Source organism: Paenibacillus sp. FSL E2-0190, assembly GCF_037992965.1.
In the GTDB taxonomy this organism is placed as follows: domain Bacteria; phylum Bacillota; class Bacilli; order Paenibacillales; family Paenibacillaceae; genus Paenibacillus_AQ; species Paenibacillus_AQ odorifer.
Genome location: NZ_CP150306.1, coordinates 6,322,178 through 6,339,754 on the forward strand (window position 1 = coordinate 6,322,178; position 17,577 = coordinate 6,339,754).

Consider the following 17,577-nt stretch of genomic DNA (forward strand, 5'->3'; position numbering starts at 1 on the left):
GTCACTCTCCTATCTATAAGTTCTTAATTCGTTCCATGTTTTACTGTGAGCACTCTCCCAAGTCAAAGCCTTAACAGATTCCCACCAGGTATAGCTGAACACAAATTCATAAGCTAAATGCGCAGGTTTAATCTCTTCGATGATTTGAATCAACCCTGCCATATTTGGAGGAATCCCCAGTGTACTCACAAAATGAATCTCAAAACGGTACTCCTCAGGCACTTCCTTTACTTCAACCACTCCACCTGAAAAAGCTGACGCCGTCCGCTGAATCATCTCCGGTGTGGTCGTCCCATTTCCACGCAGCTTTGCCTTAATCATCTCTCGGCGTGTGGCATATGACTTGGATGAATCAATATTTAGTCCAAGCTCAGCTTCCCATCGTCCAAGGCTCACCGTTGCCGTTTCAACAAAAGCCTGATCCAGTACGTCTATAGTGCCCAGCTTCAGTCCACCAATTTCTAGCCCGATGGTCTCCTGAAGCTTCTCCATTTCGCGGACATCCTTATAATAGTCCGGCAAATACTGCATTAGATCAGGCGCCTCGACTTCACCCGGATGGCTCGAATCTTTATCTGCGGAATATTGCAATTCGCTGTATAAAGAGCTGCCGTAACTCATCCTCTACACCCCCTTCAGTTGATTCCAGGTTAGGGGGCCTTTGGGCAAATAATCATGTGTATGCGCCGCCGGAGGAAATACCACTGGTTTACCTGCTACCCCCGCCCAAGCTACACTATCCGCTTGTTGCGCAAAATCCACCTTGCCATTGTTATTCGTATCGTAAATGCTTTTCAGCATATCCCCGGTACTCTGCGCGGCTACCAGCAAGACATTACCAGCGGCAGAACCAATGTACAGCTTGCCACTGTCTGTACAATACCCAAGCTCACCAATAGCCAGCGCTCCAATGGTGCTTTCCAAGCCGCGGCGTATTTGAATCAATGTTTTTAGAGCCATTGTCCCGCCCCCTAGAATGTTCCGCCATCAATACTGGCTACGGTAAGTCTATTGCCATTCGCTGCATCATAAATGATGCTGCTTCCATCCACACTTACAACTACACCGGATCCATCTACGGTGATCCCTTTTCCTGCCGTAACCGCAATCGCGTCTGCAGTAACCGTGATTCCATTGCCTGCACCAATATTGAGTGTCACAGCATCGGCCTGCCCCCCACCAATTAACCCGTTCCCAGCTGTAATGGTCTGTAGTGCACCACCCGTGCGTACCCATGCGCTGCCATTCCAGCTATAGATCTTCTGCTCATCATCGACGTAAGCGGTCCAACCGACGGCAGGAACATAAAATACCCAAGTGGCAGATTGGTATTCAACAATTTGATTCGTTTTGCCCGCCCATGCCCCGGTTGCCCCTGCTGGAATAATATATCGATCCCCCTCAACCGGACTGGCAGGTGGAGCCAGCAGGTTCTGGTCTTTTACCGACGCTTGCGGTTCGATGTTATGCTTAGCCAGCTCAATTTCATTTTTAATCTTTTGTGCAGACCACAAGTCTGTAATCGTAGTCCCTGTATCATTGATTGTCCGGTGCTTGGCCACATCATCAATGTGAGTCTTGATCTCAGCGGCAGTCTTTACGTTTGTGCCATCCGATACTTTATTGATATGTCCCGCACTAATATCCGCTTTAAGCACCTTCGCATAGGTAGCTCCATCAGCGATATCGTCAATTGTACCTGTCAGATCGGTAAGCTTCTGCACATTCACCCGCCGCCAAGCTGCCCCATCATCAAAATATAAATATCCGCTATTCGAACCCGTAGTCACGTAATACAAACGACCAACGGATCCTGCAACCGGACGCGAAGCTTCTGGCCCTGACAGCGCCCTGCCGACCATGGAATTGGACGTGCCGTCACCAATATAAACTTCCTTAGTATCACTGCAAAAACCAAGCTCGCCTGCCTTCAACACGCCATAACTCGTTAGCTCAGCCTTTGTACCTCGCTTTATTTGTATGGTCTGTGCCATTTTACACCTCTCTTCTAAATGATCCTCCGTCAATCTGGCCCTTGTTCTTATAACGCTCTATTTCAGTCTGGACAGCAGTAAGACTCACCTGCAAACCGTTAATATCCTCTGCTTCAACCGTATCGCCGGGAGTTTCGTAAGTCACATATACCTCAGGCACATCGGCAAAAATCTTAATCAACCGCCGCCAGGGCGCCTCATCCGGAAAAGACACAGTGAAATTGCGTAGCTCGATCCCGGAATACTGTGACCCTGTGTACACCGCAATGGTCTGATTATTAATATTGTCATGCGCTAGAAGACCACTGTAAACGCCATTTACAAGCGGTAATCTCTCTTCGATAACATAGCTGCTACCGTTTGCTTTTTTATTAAGTTTTTCTTGAAAAATATCAATTTGCTCTGGATAACCCATGCTACACCTCCAGTAGAACGTTGCCGAACAACGGTACTTCTTCTTCGTTCAACATCACATTGCCCGCTCCACTGTTCAACTTCAGCTCTGTGTAATCCGCAACTCCTTCAGTAGCAAGCAATAATGCCCCGATGACAGACTGACTGATATAGGTTGCTGAAAAAGCCTTCTCCTTGCGATATTTCTCAAGCATCACCTGAAAGCCTTGGTTTACAGCTTGCAGAGCATAGCCAGAAGCAAGGGTTACCTTGGCGCTTATACTGATGTTTTTGCCCGCAGCCGGTGCCACGGTCACAACAGCCCCTACCGGTGCTTGTCCCTCACCCGCTCCTGAGACCGGATCAATGTATTGCTGCACCTGAGCCGCCAACAGCTCGGATGCTGGTTTTTTTTCGGCGTCCACAATAATCACCTTCACAGTTTTAGGACCTTTCCATAATGGAAAAACACGTGCGCCTCCCACACCCGGAACTTGCAGTGCCCACTCCATATAGTGATATTTATTTCCGCTAGTAGCTGGGCGTCTGGCTGAATCCAAATAACGCTGGCGTAGTGCATCATCCGTTTCAATGTCCTCCCCAGGGATCAGAAGAGAAGCTATTTCTCCGCGCGCTAGGTCTGAGATATAATCCACTGGCAGTAAAGAGCCAAAATATCGATTTCCTTCTTCTCCAGCGGTTTCACTTTCCAAGCGATACACTCCAGGAGATAACTTCTCCACAGCCGTATAATTCAGCATTTCGAGTGAGAAGCGGCTGCCGAGTGGAACATCTAACAATCCTCCATCCGCCTTATAAAAAATCCCTTTCAGCTGCGCCTTGCTGGCTTCACGCCTTACAATGCCTGACCAGGAGATACTTCGCTCTAAGTACTCTCCGGTAGCCGTATCTGCAAAATACAGATTATTATTCACATCCAGCTCAATATACATCTGTGCCAACTCAGCGGCTGCTGGAGCCAACGCGTCATAAATGATGCTGCCCTCGCGTTTATCCAATCCTGATGGAATCCGGTCCAGCATCCGCTCCAAAAGAGCCTCATACGTCTGATCCTCATACATCCTCATTCCACTCCTTTCTCAGCTGAAAATTTCCGTAACGTGTGACGACCTTACAGTCAAAAGTTAGATTATCTCCGGTAAACGAAACAACAATATTCTCTAAACTAAGGATTCGTTCATCCTGAAGTAGTGCCTCACTAACGATACGTCTGATTTCAGCTCTAACCAGCAGCCGGTCCCTACCAAGCACCAACCGCCACTCTGTTCCGTAATCAGAACTGTAAATCAGATGTTCAAACCGATCGGTTCGCAATATTTTAGCCGCCGCCTGTTGAACAGCTTCTAGTCCATCCGTTTGGCCTGTAATCCTTTTTCTCTCCCAATCCATCCGGTACGTAAGACTAGGACTTTCCCCACGCTCAAGGTTGACTTCCCCCTCAAGCAGGGCCGTTATCGGTCCAGCTTTTCCAATCGCAGGGATCATATCGGGCTCACCAGCCGATCCAGAACAATGTAGCTTTGTCCGCCCTGCATTCGAACCATTAATACGCGGTCCCCACTCGCTAGTCCTCGCCGAAGTATTACTTCTTTGCCCTCGATGTCGATCTTGCTTTCCATTACCGATTCAGGCAGCACTAACGCATTCCCCGATAAAATAAACCGCTGATCCACCTGGATCTGCAAAGGAGCTGCCTCCGTTACCGTTCCATAAGAAAAAGCCACGGGATTTGTACTTCCCACGGCTCCTAGACTTGCTTTTTTAATAATATCTAACATCATTTCTACACCACCTTAATATCGAGGGACATGGTATGCTCCCCTCCAGAAATCTTATGGCTGCATTGGTCCACCAGAAACAATTGAGTCTCGAATTCATCCAATAGGACATAAATGAAATTGCCTGCTCTTACGCGCATATCACCAATCGCCTGTACGGAGAGACTGAGCTTTTCACGGTTGTGCATTTTCAGTAAATTGTTTGCCTTCTCCTGAATTTGGGCAGCATTCGCTTTGTCATCAGCCTTCTGATACAAGTGCAGGATACCCCAGCGTTTCACATTGTCCTTGTCACTAACCGGATAGAAATCGCGTTTGCCCGATGCCTCGTTATCCTTGTACAGAAAAATCGTGTTGTACGTATCGTCATCAATACTTTTTTTGAGCGAATAATCGTACAGATAATGACCCGCTCCGAGCACCAGGTTAAGCAGCATAGAACCCGGTTTACGCAGCGTCAGCTTCCCAAAATCATCGTAAAAAGCCATCAACCGCCCCTTATACTGAAGCTCACTGCCGATGGCTCCCATAATGATGTCCAACAGCTTTTTGTCATCTTCAATTAAAGAAGGAATCCGGTACTCTGTCTCCTCCAGCACACCTGTCTTTAATCCGTAGTCCGTTGTTATTTTCTTGATCACATCACTAGCCGTAACATCCTGCAAAACATAACTACCATTGCCCAGCAAATAACGAATCTGATCATAGGCAGTCAGCTTAATCTCCTGATCCGAGCCCGTATCAATGCTGAACACAAATCCGTAAAATACATCCACATTATCTTTACTGAACTGAATAATATCACCATTGCTGATCCCGAACTTGGGGAGCTGATAGATTCCGCTATCCACAAGCGTTAACTCTAGCGTTGACGGTTTACCTGACCGTGCGGTTTTCCAAGAAATATCTGAGACGATGCCAGAAATATCCCATAGGTTCCCTTCCTTATTCTTCACTAGCAGTTCCATAACATCCTCCTACGGCAGCTTGATGACTTTACCGATGGGCAGCTTTTTCAGCTCACTATCCGGAATGCCATTAAGCTTCTGAATGACTTTGTACTTCGAGCCATCTCCTAGGTTTTTTTGAGCGATGCTCCATAGACTGTCTCCAGCTTTTAAGGTATAGGTAGTAGGCTTTGCTTTTTCATTAGCCCGCTTCTGTTCCGCCTTCACTTCACCTTTGACAACCTTCACAGCTACCGCCTGATAGAATACGTATTTTTTGAGAGATAACGAATATTCAATATCCCCTGACGTACCCGCACTAAGCTTCCAAGTGAAACCTTCAATGCTCATAGCCATATTCACAGCAAAATCAATTTCTAAAGATCTATCCTCACTAATTGAAGATTCCTCTAGCCATTTCTGCGGTTTGTTTAACTTCTTTTCATCTTTTTTTGTATCATCGGGATACCTCACACCGGAGAACACAAACCGAATAGGCCGACGACTCTTCATCCATTTCTTAATAAGCTCCACATATTCAAAAGGCCTTTTCAATCCATCCTCTTGCACCAATACGAACGGATACCTTTGTGCCGGGAAAATACTTTCAATTGTGATCTCCGTAAGCTTCGGATAAGCAATCGTATTAATCTCACCCAGATCGATAATGGTATAACTTTTTCCATCTCCACTCTCCTTGATTTCCAAGGTCTCTGGATTGACTGGCAGCCGAATTGCATCCTCCTGATTATTAAAACCCAAAAAAATCCCGTACTCTTCCACGTTACGTATACACCCCCTGCGCCGTAGAGACAAACTCCTCGTTCAGCTTTTGCCCGATCTTGTTGATAATCGTATCAATGTCTCCGGCATTGTTAATATTCCCGGTCGTCACCTGCACCGTCGGCGTAAGCTCCACAAAATTCTGGATCGCCTGAATCTCGGCCAGCTCGCGCAGCATTTTCAGATCATCACTGGAGATGTCTACGGTGTCGTTGATGGAGCCGAGCTCGTTCACACGGTTGACGGTGTTCAGATTATTGCCCTGAGTAGCTAGTAGACCTGTTGAATCCAGTGCTTTTGTACTGCTGATCGGATTCAACATATCCTTCACTTTTTCAGTAGCATCGCGCCCTTTGTCCATCAACTTGTTCGTGGCATTCTTTCCTTTTTGACTGGCGCTATTAAAACTATCTTCAAGATTAACGTACTCGATCTTAGCAGTCTTTTGCTCTGGAAAATTATCAGCGGTAGGAGCAAACGCCTTAAAATTTTGCCGGTATTTATCGATCATATCGCTTGCTGCATGAGGAATTTCCGGCTCCTTCCTCTCAACTTTTAGTTCACTTATCCCCAATTCGTCGAAGAATGGAATATGACTTAAAGCCTCAATCATGGAATTGAATTTGTCTAGTACCCAATTGATTGCTTTTGCCATTACCTTCATGAATCCCCCGGCAAAGCCCTCTGCTCCAACTGTCATATTGTAAAGAACATTAAGGGCACCCATACCCAAATCATATAGCAGCTGCTTCATAAAATTGACCGCTTCATGAAATTTATTCACTATATAATCCCATGCAGAGATAGCTGCATTCTGTATAAAAATCCAAATGTTATCCATCACTGCGCTTAACCATCCAAATGCTCCCACTATAGCTCCAACGACATCCCCCGCAGAAATACCTAACATTTGAAAAATATAAATAAGAACAGCTATAACAGCGATAACCACTAAAATAGGCCAGTTTACTACCAACCATGCTGCTGCAAGCTGATAAGCGGCTGCTACAAGTAGAGCCACTTGTACGATCATAGCTACGAGATAGACAATGGCTATCGCTTCAAGAATCGGTTTAATCCAAGACCAGTTCTCCTGCACCACTCCAACCAACCATAATAAGCCATCCACTACCATGCCAATCACATTAGCAATGATCAGAAAGCCGTTAGCCATAGCATCTATAATCGGCATAAATTGGTTTGAAGTCAGCGCCTCGTTCAAAGTATCCATCACTGGCCTCAAGGCTCCCATTGCTTTCTCACCGATTTTCCCAAGTGCAGCATCTGTATTGTCATTCAGCTTATTCCAGTCAGCGATATCTCCTGGTTGTGCCGCAGCTTTTACAGCTTTCTCCCCAAAAGACTTCACGGCATTAAATGGCTTTACCACATCAACTGTCTTGAGAAACTTCATAATTCTCGAGTCAGGAGTTGGTGGGGATGGTGGAACCGGAGGTTCCTTTTTCAGATTAATTTTGGGCTTGGGGACCGGATCAGCCTTAACCTCCGGCTTTTTCTCCTCTTCTTTCTTTTTCTCCTTCGCTTTTAGCCCTTTCCACCACTCTACCTTTTTCGCCTCTTCTTCTTCAGCCTTACCTTTTTGCACACTTGGGGAGCTATTTAATGTTCGAAGCGCTAACTGTTGTGATTGCCCTGCTTGTTGGCTTTGCTCGATAACTATATCTCTAGAAACTATGACCTTAGGAGGAAGTCTCTTAAAGCCTTCAAGCAGCGTATCATTGATATCCTGCAAAGATTGGTTCACTAGATTCAGAGAACGGCTCATCTCATCGCTTGACCGCTTAACAACTACCTGCACTCCCTTGACCAATCGATTAACGATATCCAGATTGCTGTTCACACGAACACATTGTTTATTAACACTCTTCCAAATTCCCAGAGATTTCATCGGTAACATTACGGCTTTAGATGCGTCTATCTTCATTCTCTCACCCCCTAACTATCTCTTCCTCGCCTTACTCCGTGCCTGATCCCGCTTCTCCTTCTCCACACGAACAGCAATCATCGCATATATTGCGGCGCGTTCGCGTGAAGACAGCTTCATCAGCTCATGGGGTAAAATGTGCAGCTCATGGAGGGCGTAATAAGCAAAATTGGCTTCACTATCGCCCTCGTTGATTAGTTTTTTACTTCATCCACCAGCTCGTTCATGTCCGTGCCAAAACCATTTAAGGCCTGCACCCGCTCACCCAACGCCGCGAATTCACCTGGTAGCAGCATTTTACGCAGCAGTGTCTCAGCGCCAAGTACGCCATAAGAACGCTGCAATTCAGCATTTTTCAGATCCGGATGCACTACACTTGAGGTCATCAGCTTCGCCATATAATCGTTAGGCTCAATTTCGGAGGTATACACTCCGTTTTTACCTTTGACTTTACGGGTTGCGGCCTTGCGGCATTCCTGATTCTCATCCTCAGTCATACTGCGCAGCTTCCAAGCTACCGCATTTCCTTCCTTATCCTTAAAACGCTGGGATACTACAAACTCCTCGGTCGTGTCACATGCTACATTTTGGGCAAAAAACAAACTTAATTCGCTCATTGTCTTCCTCCTAGAATTATTTATTAGATACTTCTCCTGCTACTAGCTGCCAATAGACAGAGAAGAGACCCGCCGCTCATTCTACGTTCGGGTCTTGCTTGCTCCAATCTATCTAGTTGTCTTAATTAAAGCCCGGAACCTGCCGGAGCACCAAAAGCTTGCACAATCTGCACATCTTCAAAGGTAAAGCTAACTTCTTCTTCCAGAGCATCTGACTCTGTATCAAGTGAGGCCATGATGACACTATCAAGGTTCACGCCTTTTAAAATAATACGTTGTGCTCCCACGCTGGACGATGGATCTTCGTTCGTAACCTCAATATCGAAGTACTGATCAACACCCGTATTCATATAATCGAGCATCATCTGGCGGAAACGACTAGTCATATAAAAAATCGTCATCGAACCGCTGCCCGACCATCCAGTCGCTTTATGCTGAACACCCCGGCGGCCCAGTGTTTTCACCTCTGCCTTTGTTTTTTCTACTGTAGCTTCAAGAGTTTTCACATAGAACATCTCTTCGGTTTGCGTACCAATCACAGCATAAGCACGGCCCTCCTGGCCGGAAATCGTATCACTAGCTTTTAAAAATGCCATCTTAAACCACCTTCACTTTCATATATACTTTTTCTACGGAATCTACCGGTTTCACAGCCACATCCAGCACGATACTATCACTATCTGCACCAGCCACAACTACAACATCTGTCTGCGCGTTAAAGCCCTCAATCGCACCCATATCCTGCAAATCATTCATATAAGTCGCACACTGTGACCAGAAAAGAGCACGGCCATCTTCATTATTCGCGACCTTACCGATATAGTAGTTCTCAAAAATACGCTTCATATCATTTGCAATTCCATCCAGCACGCGCAGTACACGATTTTTGGAGAATGCTTTGCCTTTGTCCGGTGAAAACGCGGTAAATGTATTGATATCCTGTTCCACCACAGCCCGTCCGCCACTGTAAGTAAAGATAAGCTCTCCTTTTAGCAACGCAGCTGTAGTCTCAGAATGGCTAAGTCTTACATCAGCATCCACCGAATCATCATAACCCTGATAAGTCAGCGATTCATTAACAGCAGCTGCTGCTGTAGCACCAGCTACCCAAGCAACGGCATTGACGTTATCAATCGTAGTTCCGTCGCTCAGTACTACCCCATTATTCACGCTAATCACACCTTCATGACCTGCAGCCGCATAATCGGATAGTACAGCCTGTACCTTTTTCCCTTCTGTATCCCGAAGCCGTCTCACAAAAGAACTGTAGAGTGCCTTCAGAGCACTATCCTGCGATACTAGACCCACTGTTTGGAATTCCTGCACCTCAAGAGCAGACAGGAAGTCACTATGTGCTCCATTCGTCACGGTTCCGTTAGCCCCCCCTGTAAGCGGCATGCCTGCAATTAGCTTCAAGCCTTCTGCACCATTTTTCTGGAATTGAACATAATCGTTCGCGACCAACTCTTCAGCCGTTCCGACCGTTTGCTTGTTCAGTTCGGTTCCATTAAGCAACGTCTTTACATCAAAAAGAGCAGCATTCTCTATATTTTTCTCAATCACAATCAAAAGATCATTTCCGCGTACACCGCCATATTTAGCTGTTACCTGAAGGCCGTTATTTGTGACTGCCGCTTTAACACCTTCATTCAATCGATAGAGCAGCAAGGTTCCCGCCCGTTTCAGCGCTTCACGCACTGGCAGTAGAGTTGGATGTTCCAAATCCACTCCTAGCAGCTTATTCACATCATCCTGCGGGGTAATCCTCATGATTACTCCCGGCTCTCCCCAAGATAGGGCAAGCGCCAATGCCGTAATCCCGCGTTCTCCCATTTTGCCGATGGCACCTTGATTTGATGCTACATTTACGTACACCCCAGGGCGCACCTTATTTTGCGTTGTCCATGTTCCGCCTGCCATTAGTTCATTACCTCCTTATTTTTGAACAATCCCATAGATTGCTTTGCTTCTTCGAGCGTATAGTTCTTGCCATCCTGCAAAATAACGTTCAATATATCCTTTTCCCTCGGCGTAAAAAGTGGGGAATTCACAATCTGTTCCTTACTGAACCCATTCCCGTTACTCCCTTTAGTACTCATTTTAATCGTTCTCCTCCAATCATTTGTCCCATCTTAATGCTGTCAGGCTTGTCGTTTTGCAAATACAACATATAGTCAACTGTAAACAGCGGCCCATGCCCTTCAGTTCCAGCTTCCCAAGCTTGCCTAACTACACGAAAAGCTCCACCATCCTGCTCCATTCCTGCCATCACCTCACTTAGCTTATCTGCCATTCTCTCAGCCTCCAGCATATTGCCTTGCTCATAACGGATGCCAAAACGGTAGACCGCTAAATACCTGCCCTCCCGCTGCCGATCCAGTGTTGCTGAGATCAATCCGGGATGAAAATAAGCGGTTTGAGGTTTTTCTCCTTCTACATATACAGGCACATCAGGAAAATACCGTTCAAGTGTACTTGTAATATGTTCTCGCAATTGTTGTACCGACATCACTCCATTCCTTTCTGATCTGCGACCGTTCGTCGATCCTTGATGGTGTTAACCTTCAACTGCATGAACATTAAGCAGACACCCCCTCAACTAGATTTAAGAAAAAAGGATACTATCCGAGGTTGGATAATATCCCTTCTTCATTAGGTAAATGCGAGAAGAATCTTTCACCGCTAGGTTTGTTCTCATGACCCTTAGGGCGGAACTATTAGCAGAGCATTCATGCTCTTGCGGTGTTCTTTTGCTTCATTTGCCATGTTATAATCATACCCCCATATTATCCTTGCGGAGAGGGTAAACGGACGAGGTTTTGGCTAGCTTTGGGATGGTATAGAGCGTTTTTTTGGAGGTACACAATTGAAGACAAGCTAAAGAGCTTTCGACCCTCCTTTTATGGACGGCAAGCATTTGTGCGAGGATTATAAGGATAAAGTACACCCTGAAACTTATACTTTCTTATAATTCAAAAAAAGACCGCATCATCCGCTCGGACGATACAGTCTTCTTTACTAATCAAACTATTCTACTTCTATTAAGTAATACTCATTTTCTCTTTCTTTACCCTAGGCGCTGTTGTTACTAAAGTTTGCAGAGACAGTAAGCCGAGATCCGTTAACGCTAATGCCATCTTGTAAAAAGCCTTCGAGCGTATCTTCACGTAAGTGTCCTTACTTACCGGTGGATCAAACACATGATTGTAAATCGTATAATCGTACATCTCGTCTCTTCTCATATACCTTTCCCGTACCAGCTGCTGTTCTCTCGTATCGAGTCTCTCTACCACAGAGTCTATTGCGGAACAATAAGCTCTCCTTGCGGCGGGGATGTCCACATTATAAGAAGCTATCGCAGCAGTCTGATCAGTTACAGTGTTAGTAGGACCATGAAATCTTTCTGTGTATGAATAAGTTGTGCTTGCTTCCTTAGCTTCAAATGTAACGGTCTTAAAAATACGGTATTTCTCCAACATGCTCTCTATAGCGACCTGGGTTCGGCGACGGTCCAACTCTGGTAAAGTTGATATGTTCATCATTTATGCACTCCTTTTGGGTTTAACTGAATGAGATTTAATTTGCGGAATTTTCCAGCCCAATGTGATAAAATAAATCTTGTTCGTATTCTGTTCGTATTTTTCTATAATATACCACTTCTTTACCAATCTCGTAAAACCCCGTTTTAGGCTGTTTTTATCGAAAAAGAGCGTATATCCCTCCATTATCTTGCCTTTTGGCAATTATATACGCTTTGTTGTTTACCTATTGGCAAAAATGGCTTATATTATTATCATAAGGTTACAGCCAATAAGGAGTGAGTTGAGATGAAACAGGAATTCGGGGATTATATGAAGCATCTTCGGGAAACAAAGGGACTCACCATTAATCAATTAGCAGTAGCTGCCGGAATCAGCGGTTCGCAAATTTCCCGGATTGAGAATGGATTAAGAGGGGTTCCTAAACCAACCACGTTACGCAAAATTGCTGAGGCCACTGGCGTCCCCTACGAGGAGCTAATGGATCAAGCAGGGTATTTGCAGGACCAGACTCTTTCAAGCGATGAGGCTGTCCCAGATTGGGCCACAAGCAAAGATAAAAGAGACTTTCGAAAAATGCTAGAGGATGATGGAGAGCTGATGTTTGACGGAATTCCATTAGACAAAGAAGATAAACAGAGGATAAAAGATGTACTAACCGGATTGTTCTGGGAAGCCAAACAGATGAATAAGAGAAAAAAATCCAAAGACACTAAATAACTATACTAACATGCTGCAGGTGAAGAACATGGATGAACTGATCAATAGTCTGATTAAAAAATATAAAACCAACTGCCCGTTCGAGCTTGCCGCAGCACTAGGCATTCAAATTCGTTTCATGAATCTGGGGACTGGCACAAAGGGATTATATTATCGAAAATTAAGAAGAAGGTTTATCGTCATTCATAATGAGTTGCCTGTAGAATGGCAGCGCTTCGTTTGTGCGCATGAATTAGGACATGATCGGCTTCACAAGGGGATCAATCGCTTTTTTCTGGAGGAAAGCTCCTATTTCTCTCCTGGGAAGCTTGAACGTCAAGCTAATGTATTTGCTGTAAAATTATTATCTTCAGGCAGAAGCCCCGAACAAGAGGAATCATGGAGAAACTATTATCTACGGATTGGAATTCCACCGGAAGTCCGATTTTTTTTGGAGGAATAATAGAACATACGTTCTTAGAATGTATTTATATGTATATTCAATTCATAACAAAAAAGCCCTTACCGAAGTAAGAGCATTTGAGCAGCGATTAAGCTGAGTATCGGGATGACACGATTTGAACATGCGACCCCCTGGTCCCAAACCAGGTGCTCTACCAAGCTGAGCTACATCCCGTTACTATAAAATTATGGAGCGGGTGATGGGAATCGAACCCACGCTATCAGCTTGGAAGGCTGAAGTTCTACCATTGAACTACACCCGCAAAGGTGAAAATCGGGATGACACGATTTGAACATGCGACCCCCTGGTCCCAAACCAGGTGCTCTACCAAGCTGAGCTACATCCCGTTATAAATACTATAATTGCTTAATAATAAAATGGCGCGCCCTGAGAGATTCGAACTCCCGGCCTTTTGATTCGTAGTCAAACGCTCTATCCAGCTGAGCTAAGGGCGCAAAATTATGGAGCGGACGACGGGAATCGAACCCGCGACCCTCGCCTTGGCAAGGCGATGCTCTACCGCTGAGCCACGTCCGCAATAAGTGGTGCGCGTGAAGGGACTTGAACCCCCACGTCGTGAAACGCCAGATCCTAAGTCTGGTGCGTCTGCCATTCCGCCACACGCGCATGATAATAATAAAAGTGAGCCATGAAGGACTCGAACCTTCGACACCCTGATTAAAAGTCAGGTGCTCTACCAACTGAGCTAATGGCTCGCACTTGGCTGGGGATATAGGATTCGAACCTATGAGTGACGGAGTCAAAGTCCGTTGCCTTACCGCTTGGCTAATCCCCATTGATGGTACCTCTATGTTGCCCATAATCTCTTAGGAAGATTATGGTGGAGGCTGAGGGGATCGAACCCCCGACCCTCTGCTTGTAAGGCAGATGCTCTCCCAGCTGAGCTAAGCCTCCATATCTATGGGACCCTCTAAGGGTAAGAACAAGTAAAAGTTGGTGACCCGTATGGGATTCGAACCCATGTTACCTCCGTGAAAGGGAGGTGTCTTAACCCCTTGACCAACGGGCCTTGCAAATCTGTGGAGCTCTCAACCGGATTCGAACCGGTGACCTCTTCCTTACCATGGAAGCACTCTACCTGCTGAGCTATGAGAGCATGGCTCCCCGAACAGGACTCGAACCTGTGACAACTCGATTAACAGTCGAGTGCTCTACCAACTGAGCTATCAGGGAATATCCGCTTGGCAACGTCCTACTCTCCCAGGACCCTTCGGTCCAAGTACCATCGGCGCTGGAGGGCTTAACGGTCGTGTTCGGGATGGGTACGTGTGGAACCCCTCCGCTATCGCCACCAAACGGGCATTTACAGCGTAAATGCTCAGGCTTAATCGCCTGAAAACTGAATCCGAAACGAATCTGCATTCTAACTATAGGATAAGCCCTCGACCGATTAGTATTGGTCAGCTCCATGCATTGCTGCACTTCCACCTCCAACCTATCTACCTCGTCGTCTTCAAGGGGTCTTACTAATTGGGAAATCTCATCTTGAGGGGGGCTTCACGCTTAGATGCTTTCAGCGCTTATCCCGTCCGTACGTAGCTACCCAGCCATGCTCCTGGCGGAACAACTGGTGCACCAGCGGTACGTCCATCCCGGTCCTCTCGTACTAAGGACAGCTCCTCTCAAATTTCCTGCGCCCACGACAGATAGGGACCGAACTGTCTCACGACGTTCTGAACCCAGCTCGCGTACCGCTTTAATGGGCGAACAGCCCAACCCTTGGGACCTACTTCAGCCCCAGGATGCGATGAGCCGACATCGAGGTGCCAAACCTCCCCGTCGATGTGGACTCTTGGGGGAGATAAGCCTGTTATCCCCAGGGTAGCTTTTATCCGTTGAGCGATGGCCCTTCCATGCGGTACCACCGGATCACTAAGTCCGACTTTCGTCCCTGCTCGACTTGTAGGTCTCGCAGTCAAGCTCCCTTATGCCTTTGCACTCTGCGAATGATTTCCAACCATTCTGAGGGAACCTTGGAACGCCTCCGTTACTCTTTAGGAGGCGACCGCCCCAGTCAAACTGCCCGCCTGACACGGTCCCCGTACCCGGTAAGGGTACTAGGTTAGAACCTAGATACGATCAGGGTGGTATCCCAACGGCGCCTCCACCGAAGCTTGCGCTCCGATTTCTACGGCTCCCACCTATCCTGTACAGATCGTACCCAAATTCAATATCAAGCTGCAGTAAAGCTCCATGGGGTCTTTCCGTCTTGTCGCGGGTAACCTGCATCTTCACAGGTATTAAAATTTCACCGGATCTCTCGTTGAGACAGCGCCCAAGTCGTTACGCCATTCGTGCGGGTCAGAATTTACCTGACAAGGAATTTCGCTACCTTAGGACCGTTATAGTTACGGCCGCCGTTTACTGGGGCTTCGGTTCATAGCTTCGGGTTACCCCTAACCACTCCCCTTAACCTTCCAGCACCGGGCAGGCGTCAGCCCGTATACTTCGCCTTGCGGCTTCGCACAGACCTGTGTTTTTGCTAAACAGTCGCTTGGGCCTTTTCACTGCGGCCCCCTCGTGCTATTCACACTACCGGGGCACCCCTTCTCCCGAAGTTACGGGGTCATTTTGCCGAGTTCCTTAACGAGAGTTCTTCCGCGCGCCTTAGAATTCTCTTCTCGCCTACCTGTGTCGGTTTGCGGTACGGGCACCTTCTCCTGGCTAGAGGCTTTTCTTGGCAGTGTGAGATCATGACCTTCGCTACTACAATTTTCGCTCCCCATCACAGCCCAGCCTTAATGATGTGCGGATTTGCCTACACATCAGCCTCACTGCTTAGACGGACATCCATCAGTCCGCGTCACTACCCTCCTGCGTCACCCCATCGCTCATAGCGGATTACGGTGGTACAGTAATTTCAAACTGTTGTCCTTCGACTACGCCTTTCGGCCTCGCCTTAGGTCCCGACTTACCCTGAGCGGACGAGCCTTCCTCAGGAAACCTTGGGCTTTCGGCGGATCAGATTCTCACTGATCTTTTCGTTACTCATACCGGCATTCTCACTTGTGTAGTGTCCAGCGCTCTTTTCAGTACACCTTCAACCCCTACACAACGCTCCCCTACCCCAGATACATAGTATCTAGCCATAGCTTCGGTGGTGTGTTTAGCCCCGTTACATTTTCGGCGCAGAGTCACTCGACCAGTGAGCTATTACGCACTCTTTCAATGGTGGCTGCTTCTAAGCCAACATCCTGGTTGTCTGTGCAACTCCACATCCTTTCCCACTTAACACACACTTGGGGACCTTAGCTGATGGTCTGGGCTGTTTCCCTTTTGACAATGGATCTTAGCACTCACTGTCTGACTCCCGGCAATAAGTATATGGCATTCGGAGTTTGACTGAGCTTGGTAATCCTTGCGGACCCCGCACCCAATCAGTGCTCTACCTCCACTACTCTTATACCGAGGCTAGCCCTAAAGCTATTTCGGGGAGAACCAGCTATCTCCGAGTTCGATTGGAATTTCTCCGCTACCCCCACCTCATCCCCGCACTTTTCAACGTACGTGGGTTCGGGCCTCCAGTGCGTGTTACCGCACCTTCACCCTGGACAGGGGTAGATCACACGGTTTCGGGTCTACGTCCACATACTAATTCGCCCTATTCAGACTCGCTTTCGCTGCGGCTCCACCTTCTCGGCTTAACCTTGCATGTTAAACGTAACTCGCCGGTTCATTCTACAAAAGGCACGCCATCACCCATTAATAGGGCTCTGACTTTTTGTAAGCACACGGTTTCAGGTTCTATTTCACTCCCCTTCCGGGGTGCTTTTCACCTTTCCCTCACGGTACTGTTTCACTATCGGTCGCCAGGTAGTATTTAGCCTTAGCAGATGGTCCTGCTGGATTCATACGGGGTTTCACGTGCCCCGCACTACTCGGGATCCGTCTCGGAGAGAACACAGTTTAGGTTACAGGGCTTTTACCTCTATCGCGGGCCTTTCCAGACCTCTTCACCTACCATATTCCTTTGTAACTCCATGTGAGACGTCCCACAACCCCTAAGAGCAAGCTCTTAGGTTTAGGCTGTTCCGCGTTCGCTCGCCGCTACTGACGGAATCACTATTGTTTTCTCTTCCTCAGGGTACTTAGATGTTTCAGTTCCCCTGGTCTGCCTCTACATTTCCTATGTATTCAGAAATGAGTAACTGCGAATTACCACAGCTGGGTTTCCCCATTCGGACACCCCCGGATCAAAGCTTGCTTACAGCTCCCCGAGGCAGTTTCGTTGTTCGCCACGTCCTTCGTCGGCTCCTGGCGCCTAGGCATCCTCCGTGTGCTCTTATTAGCTTAACCTTGATTTTTCCGCAGGAAAATATCATACGATGACATTCTCTTTGGAATCATCTCACTAATAACATTTACTTGTTTACACAA

General features: G+C 47.0%; 18 protein-coding genes, 12 tRNA genes and 2 rRNA genes. 2 read left to right on the top strand and 30 right to left on the bottom strand.

Annotated features, from left to right (window positions below):
- Positions 1 to 9: 9 nt before the first annotated feature.
- From NST25_RS27725 to NST25_RS27800, 16 genes are all read right to left on the bottom strand, one after another.
- The gene (locus tag NST25_RS27725) at positions 10 to 621 is read right to left on the bottom strand and encodes a putative phage tail protein (RefSeq protein ID WP_076280154.1); all 612 of its coding nucleotides are present in this window, start codon (positions 619 to 621) and stop codon (positions 10 to 12) included.
- A 3-nt stretch (positions 622 to 624) separates the two neighbouring features.
- Positions 625 to 960, bottom strand: a complete 336-nt coding sequence (locus tag NST25_RS27730) for a phage tail protein (RefSeq protein WP_340392927.1) — start codon at positions 958 to 960, stop codon at positions 625 to 627.
- A gap of 11 nt (positions 961 to 971) precedes the next feature.
- On the bottom strand, positions 972 to 1,994 hold the full coding sequence (locus tag NST25_RS27735) for a DUF2793 domain-containing protein (protein WP_340392929.1): 1,023 nt from the start codon (positions 1,992 to 1,994) through the stop codon (positions 972 to 974).
- Between the two features lies 1 nt (position 1,995).
- Positions 1,996 to 2,409 carry a hypothetical protein gene (locus NST25_RS27740; protein ID WP_036681259.1) on the bottom strand — a complete coding sequence of 138 codons (414 nt, stop codon included), beginning with the start codon at positions 2,407 to 2,409 and terminating at the stop codon, positions 1,996 to 1,998.
- 1 nt (position 2,410) lies between these two features.
- Positions 2,411 to 3,469, bottom strand: a complete 1,059-nt coding sequence (locus NST25_RS27745; protein WP_036681258.1) for a baseplate J/gp47 family protein — start codon at positions 3,467 to 3,469, stop codon at positions 2,411 to 2,413.
- On the bottom strand, positions 3,462 to 3,893 hold the full coding sequence (locus NST25_RS27750) for a DUF2634 domain-containing protein (protein ID WP_076186586.1): 432 nt from the start codon (positions 3,891 to 3,893) through the stop codon (positions 3,462 to 3,464). Before NST25_RS27750 ends, NST25_RS27745 begins: the two co-directional genes overlap by 8 nt.
- Positions 3,890 to 4,186: a DUF2577 domain-containing protein gene (locus tag NST25_RS27755; protein ID WP_076099903.1), complete on the bottom strand. Its 297-nt coding sequence runs from the start codon at positions 4,184 to 4,186 to the stop codon at positions 3,890 to 3,892. Before NST25_RS27755 ends, NST25_RS27750 begins: the two co-directional genes overlap by 4 nt.
- A gap of 5 nt (positions 4,187 to 4,191) precedes the next feature.
- Positions 4,192 to 5,154, bottom strand: a complete 963-nt coding sequence (locus NST25_RS27760) for a hypothetical protein (protein WP_076129764.1) — start codon at positions 5,152 to 5,154, stop codon at positions 4,192 to 4,194.
- 9 nt (positions 5,155 to 5,163) lie between these two features.
- A complete protein-coding gene (locus NST25_RS27765; RefSeq protein WP_076186589.1) occupies positions 5,164 to 5,916 on the bottom strand; it encodes a LysM peptidoglycan-binding domain-containing protein in 753 nt (250 codons plus the stop codon).
- A 1-nt stretch (position 5,917) separates the two neighbouring features.
- Positions 5,918 to 7,861: a hypothetical protein gene (locus tag NST25_RS27770; RefSeq protein ID WP_076186591.1), complete on the bottom strand. Its 1,944-nt coding sequence runs from the start codon at positions 7,859 to 7,861 to the stop codon at positions 5,918 to 5,920.
- A 194-nt stretch (positions 7,862 to 8,055) separates the two neighbouring features.
- Positions 8,056 to 8,478 carry a phage portal protein gene (locus NST25_RS27775; protein WP_076129761.1) on the bottom strand — a complete coding sequence of 141 codons (423 nt, stop codon included), beginning with the start codon at positions 8,476 to 8,478 and terminating at the stop codon, positions 8,056 to 8,058.
- A gap of 125 nt (positions 8,479 to 8,603) precedes the next feature.
- Positions 8,604 to 9,074 carry a phage tail tube protein gene (locus tag NST25_RS27780; protein WP_036681245.1) on the bottom strand — a complete coding sequence of 157 codons (471 nt, stop codon included), beginning with the start codon at positions 9,072 to 9,074 and terminating at the stop codon, positions 8,604 to 8,606.
- 1 nt (position 9,075) lies between these two features.
- Positions 9,076 to 10,398 carry a phage tail sheath family protein gene (locus tag NST25_RS27785; RefSeq protein ID WP_076303125.1) on the bottom strand — a complete coding sequence of 441 codons (1,323 nt, stop codon included), beginning with the start codon at positions 10,396 to 10,398 and terminating at the stop codon, positions 9,076 to 9,078.
- A complete protein-coding gene (locus NST25_RS27790) occupies positions 10,398 to 10,577 on the bottom strand; it encodes a hypothetical protein (RefSeq protein WP_076220512.1) in 180 nt (59 codons plus the stop codon). The genes NST25_RS27785 and NST25_RS27790 overlap by 1 nt, the downstream gene beginning before the upstream one ends.
- Positions 10,574 to 10,987, bottom strand: a complete 414-nt coding sequence (locus tag NST25_RS27795) for a DUF6838 family protein (protein ID WP_076303124.1) — start codon at positions 10,985 to 10,987, stop codon at positions 10,574 to 10,576. Before NST25_RS27795 ends, NST25_RS27790 begins: the two co-directional genes overlap by 4 nt.
- A gap of 532 nt (positions 10,988 to 11,519) precedes the next feature.
- Positions 11,520 to 12,020 carry an ArpU family phage packaging/lysis transcriptional regulator gene (locus tag NST25_RS27800; protein ID WP_094902361.1) on the bottom strand — a complete coding sequence of 167 codons (501 nt, stop codon included), beginning with the start codon at positions 12,018 to 12,020 and terminating at the stop codon, positions 11,520 to 11,522.
- A 285-nt stretch (positions 12,021 to 12,305) separates the two neighbouring features.
- On the opposite strand from NST25_RS27800, the gene NST25_RS27805 reads away from it, so the two are divergent.
- Both NST25_RS27805 and NST25_RS27810 read left to right on the top strand, forming a co-directional pair.
- The gene (locus NST25_RS27805) at positions 12,306 to 12,737 is read left to right on the top strand and encodes a transcriptional regulator (protein ID WP_076129758.1); all 432 of its coding nucleotides are present in this window, start codon (positions 12,306 to 12,308) and stop codon (positions 12,735 to 12,737) included.
- Between the two features lie 28 nt (positions 12,738 to 12,765).
- Entirely contained in the window at positions 12,766 to 13,179 is a 414-nt protein-coding gene (locus tag NST25_RS27810) for an ImmA/IrrE family metallo-endopeptidase (protein ID WP_036681396.1), read from the top strand.
- A 100-nt stretch (positions 13,180 to 13,279) separates the two neighbouring features.
- Here the strand turns inward: NST25_RS27810 and NST25_RS27815 are convergent.
- The 14 genes from NST25_RS27815 to NST25_RS27880 form a co-directional block, all read right to left on the bottom strand.
- Positions 13,280 to 13,353, bottom strand: a tRNA-Pro gene (locus tag NST25_RS27815).
- Positions 13,354 to 13,367: 14 nt separating this feature from the next.
- A tRNA-Gly gene (locus NST25_RS27820) sits at positions 13,368 to 13,441 on the bottom strand.
- Between the two features lie 11 nt (positions 13,442 to 13,452).
- Positions 13,453 to 13,526 (bottom strand) — tRNA-Pro (locus NST25_RS27825).
- 31 nt (positions 13,527 to 13,557) lie between these two features.
- A tRNA-Arg gene (locus tag NST25_RS27830) sits at positions 13,558 to 13,634 on the bottom strand.
- A gap of 7 nt (positions 13,635 to 13,641) precedes the next feature.
- A tRNA-Gly gene (locus tag NST25_RS27835) sits at positions 13,642 to 13,716 on the bottom strand.
- Between the two features lie 6 nt (positions 13,717 to 13,722).
- Positions 13,723 to 13,806: transfer RNA gene (locus NST25_RS27840), tRNA-Leu, on the bottom strand.
- A gap of 16 nt (positions 13,807 to 13,822) precedes the next feature.
- A tRNA-Lys gene (locus NST25_RS27845) sits at positions 13,823 to 13,895 on the bottom strand.
- Between the two features lie 5 nt (positions 13,896 to 13,900).
- Positions 13,901 to 13,975 (bottom strand) — tRNA-Gln (locus NST25_RS27850).
- 43 nt (positions 13,976 to 14,018) lie between these two features.
- A tRNA-Val gene (locus NST25_RS27855) sits at positions 14,019 to 14,094 on the bottom strand.
- Positions 14,095 to 14,134: 40 nt separating this feature from the next.
- Positions 14,135 to 14,209 (bottom strand) — tRNA-Glu (locus NST25_RS27860).
- An 11-nt stretch (positions 14,210 to 14,220) separates the two neighbouring features.
- Positions 14,221 to 14,296: transfer RNA gene (locus tag NST25_RS27865), tRNA-Thr, on the bottom strand.
- Position 14,297: 1 nt separating this feature from the next.
- Positions 14,298 to 14,373 (bottom strand) — tRNA-Asn (locus tag NST25_RS27870).
- Between the two features lie 6 nt (positions 14,374 to 14,379).
- Positions 14,380 to 14,496, bottom strand: a 5S ribosomal RNA gene (rrf, locus tag NST25_RS27875).
- 74 nt (positions 14,497 to 14,570) lie between these two features.
- Positions 14,571 to 17,496 (bottom strand): 23S ribosomal RNA (locus tag NST25_RS27880).
- Positions 17,497 to 17,577: the final 81 nt, after the last annotated feature.

Excerpts from the sequence above, each read along its gene's own strand:
- NST25_RS27780 (WP_036681245.1), bottom strand. The coding sequence starts at position 9,074 with ATGGCATTTTTAAAAGCTAGTGATACGATTTCCGGCCAGGAGGGCCGT.
- NST25_RS27760 (WP_076129764.1), bottom strand. The coding sequence starts at position 5,154 with ATGGAACTGCTAGTGAAGAATAAGGAAGGGAACCTATGGGATATTTCT.
- NST25_RS27795 (WP_076303124.1), bottom strand. The coding sequence starts at position 10,987 with ATGTCGGTACAACAATTGCGAGAACATATTACAAGTACACTTGAACGG.
- NST25_RS27725 (WP_076280154.1), bottom strand. The coding sequence starts at position 621 with ATGAGTTACGGCAGCTCTTTATACAGCGAATTGCAATATTCCGCAGAT.
- NST25_RS27770 (WP_076186591.1), bottom strand. The coding sequence starts at position 7,861 with ATGAAGATAGACGCATCTAAAGCCGTAATGTTACCGATGAAATCTCTG.
- NST25_RS27800 (WP_094902361.1), bottom strand. The coding sequence starts at position 12,020 with ATGATGAACATATCAACTTTACCAGAGTTGGACCGTCGCCGAACCCAG.
- NST25_RS27790 (WP_076220512.1), bottom strand. The coding sequence starts at position 10,577 with ATGAGTACTAAAGGGAGTAACGGGAATGGGTTCAGTAAGGAACAGATT.
- NST25_RS27740 (WP_036681259.1), bottom strand. The coding sequence starts at position 2,409 with ATGGGTTATCCAGAGCAAATTGATATTTTTCAAGAAAAACTTAATAAA.
- NST25_RS27775 (WP_076129761.1), bottom strand. The coding sequence starts at position 8,478 with ATGAGCGAATTAAGTTTGTTTTTTGCCCAAAATGTAGCATGTGACACG.
- NST25_RS27810 (WP_036681396.1), top strand. The coding sequence starts at position 12,766 with ATGGATGAACTGATCAATAGTCTGATTAAAAAATATAAAACCAACTGC.
- NST25_RS27785 (WP_076303125.1), bottom strand. The coding sequence starts at position 10,398 with ATGGCAGGCGGAACATGGACAACGCAAAATAAGGTGCGCCCTGGGGTG.
- NST25_RS27755 (WP_076099903.1), bottom strand. The coding sequence starts at position 4,186 with ATGTTAGATATTATTAAAAAAGCAAGTCTAGGAGCCGTGGGAAGTACA.
- NST25_RS27750 (WP_076186586.1), bottom strand. The coding sequence starts at position 3,893 with ATGATCCCTGCGATTGGAAAAGCTGGACCGATAACGGCCCTGCTTGAG.
- NST25_RS27745 (WP_036681258.1), bottom strand. The coding sequence starts at position 3,469 with ATGTATGAGGATCAGACGTATGAGGCTCTTTTGGAGCGGATGCTGGAC.
- NST25_RS27735 (WP_340392929.1), bottom strand. The coding sequence starts at position 1,994 with ATGGCACAGACCATACAAATAAAGCGAGGTACAAAGGCTGAGCTAACG.
- NST25_RS27730 (WP_340392927.1), bottom strand. The coding sequence starts at position 960 with ATGGCTCTAAAAACATTGATTCAAATACGCCGCGGCTTGGAAAGCACC.
- NST25_RS27805 (WP_076129758.1), top strand. The coding sequence starts at position 12,306 with ATGAAACAGGAATTCGGGGATTATATGAAGCATCTTCGGGAAACAAAG.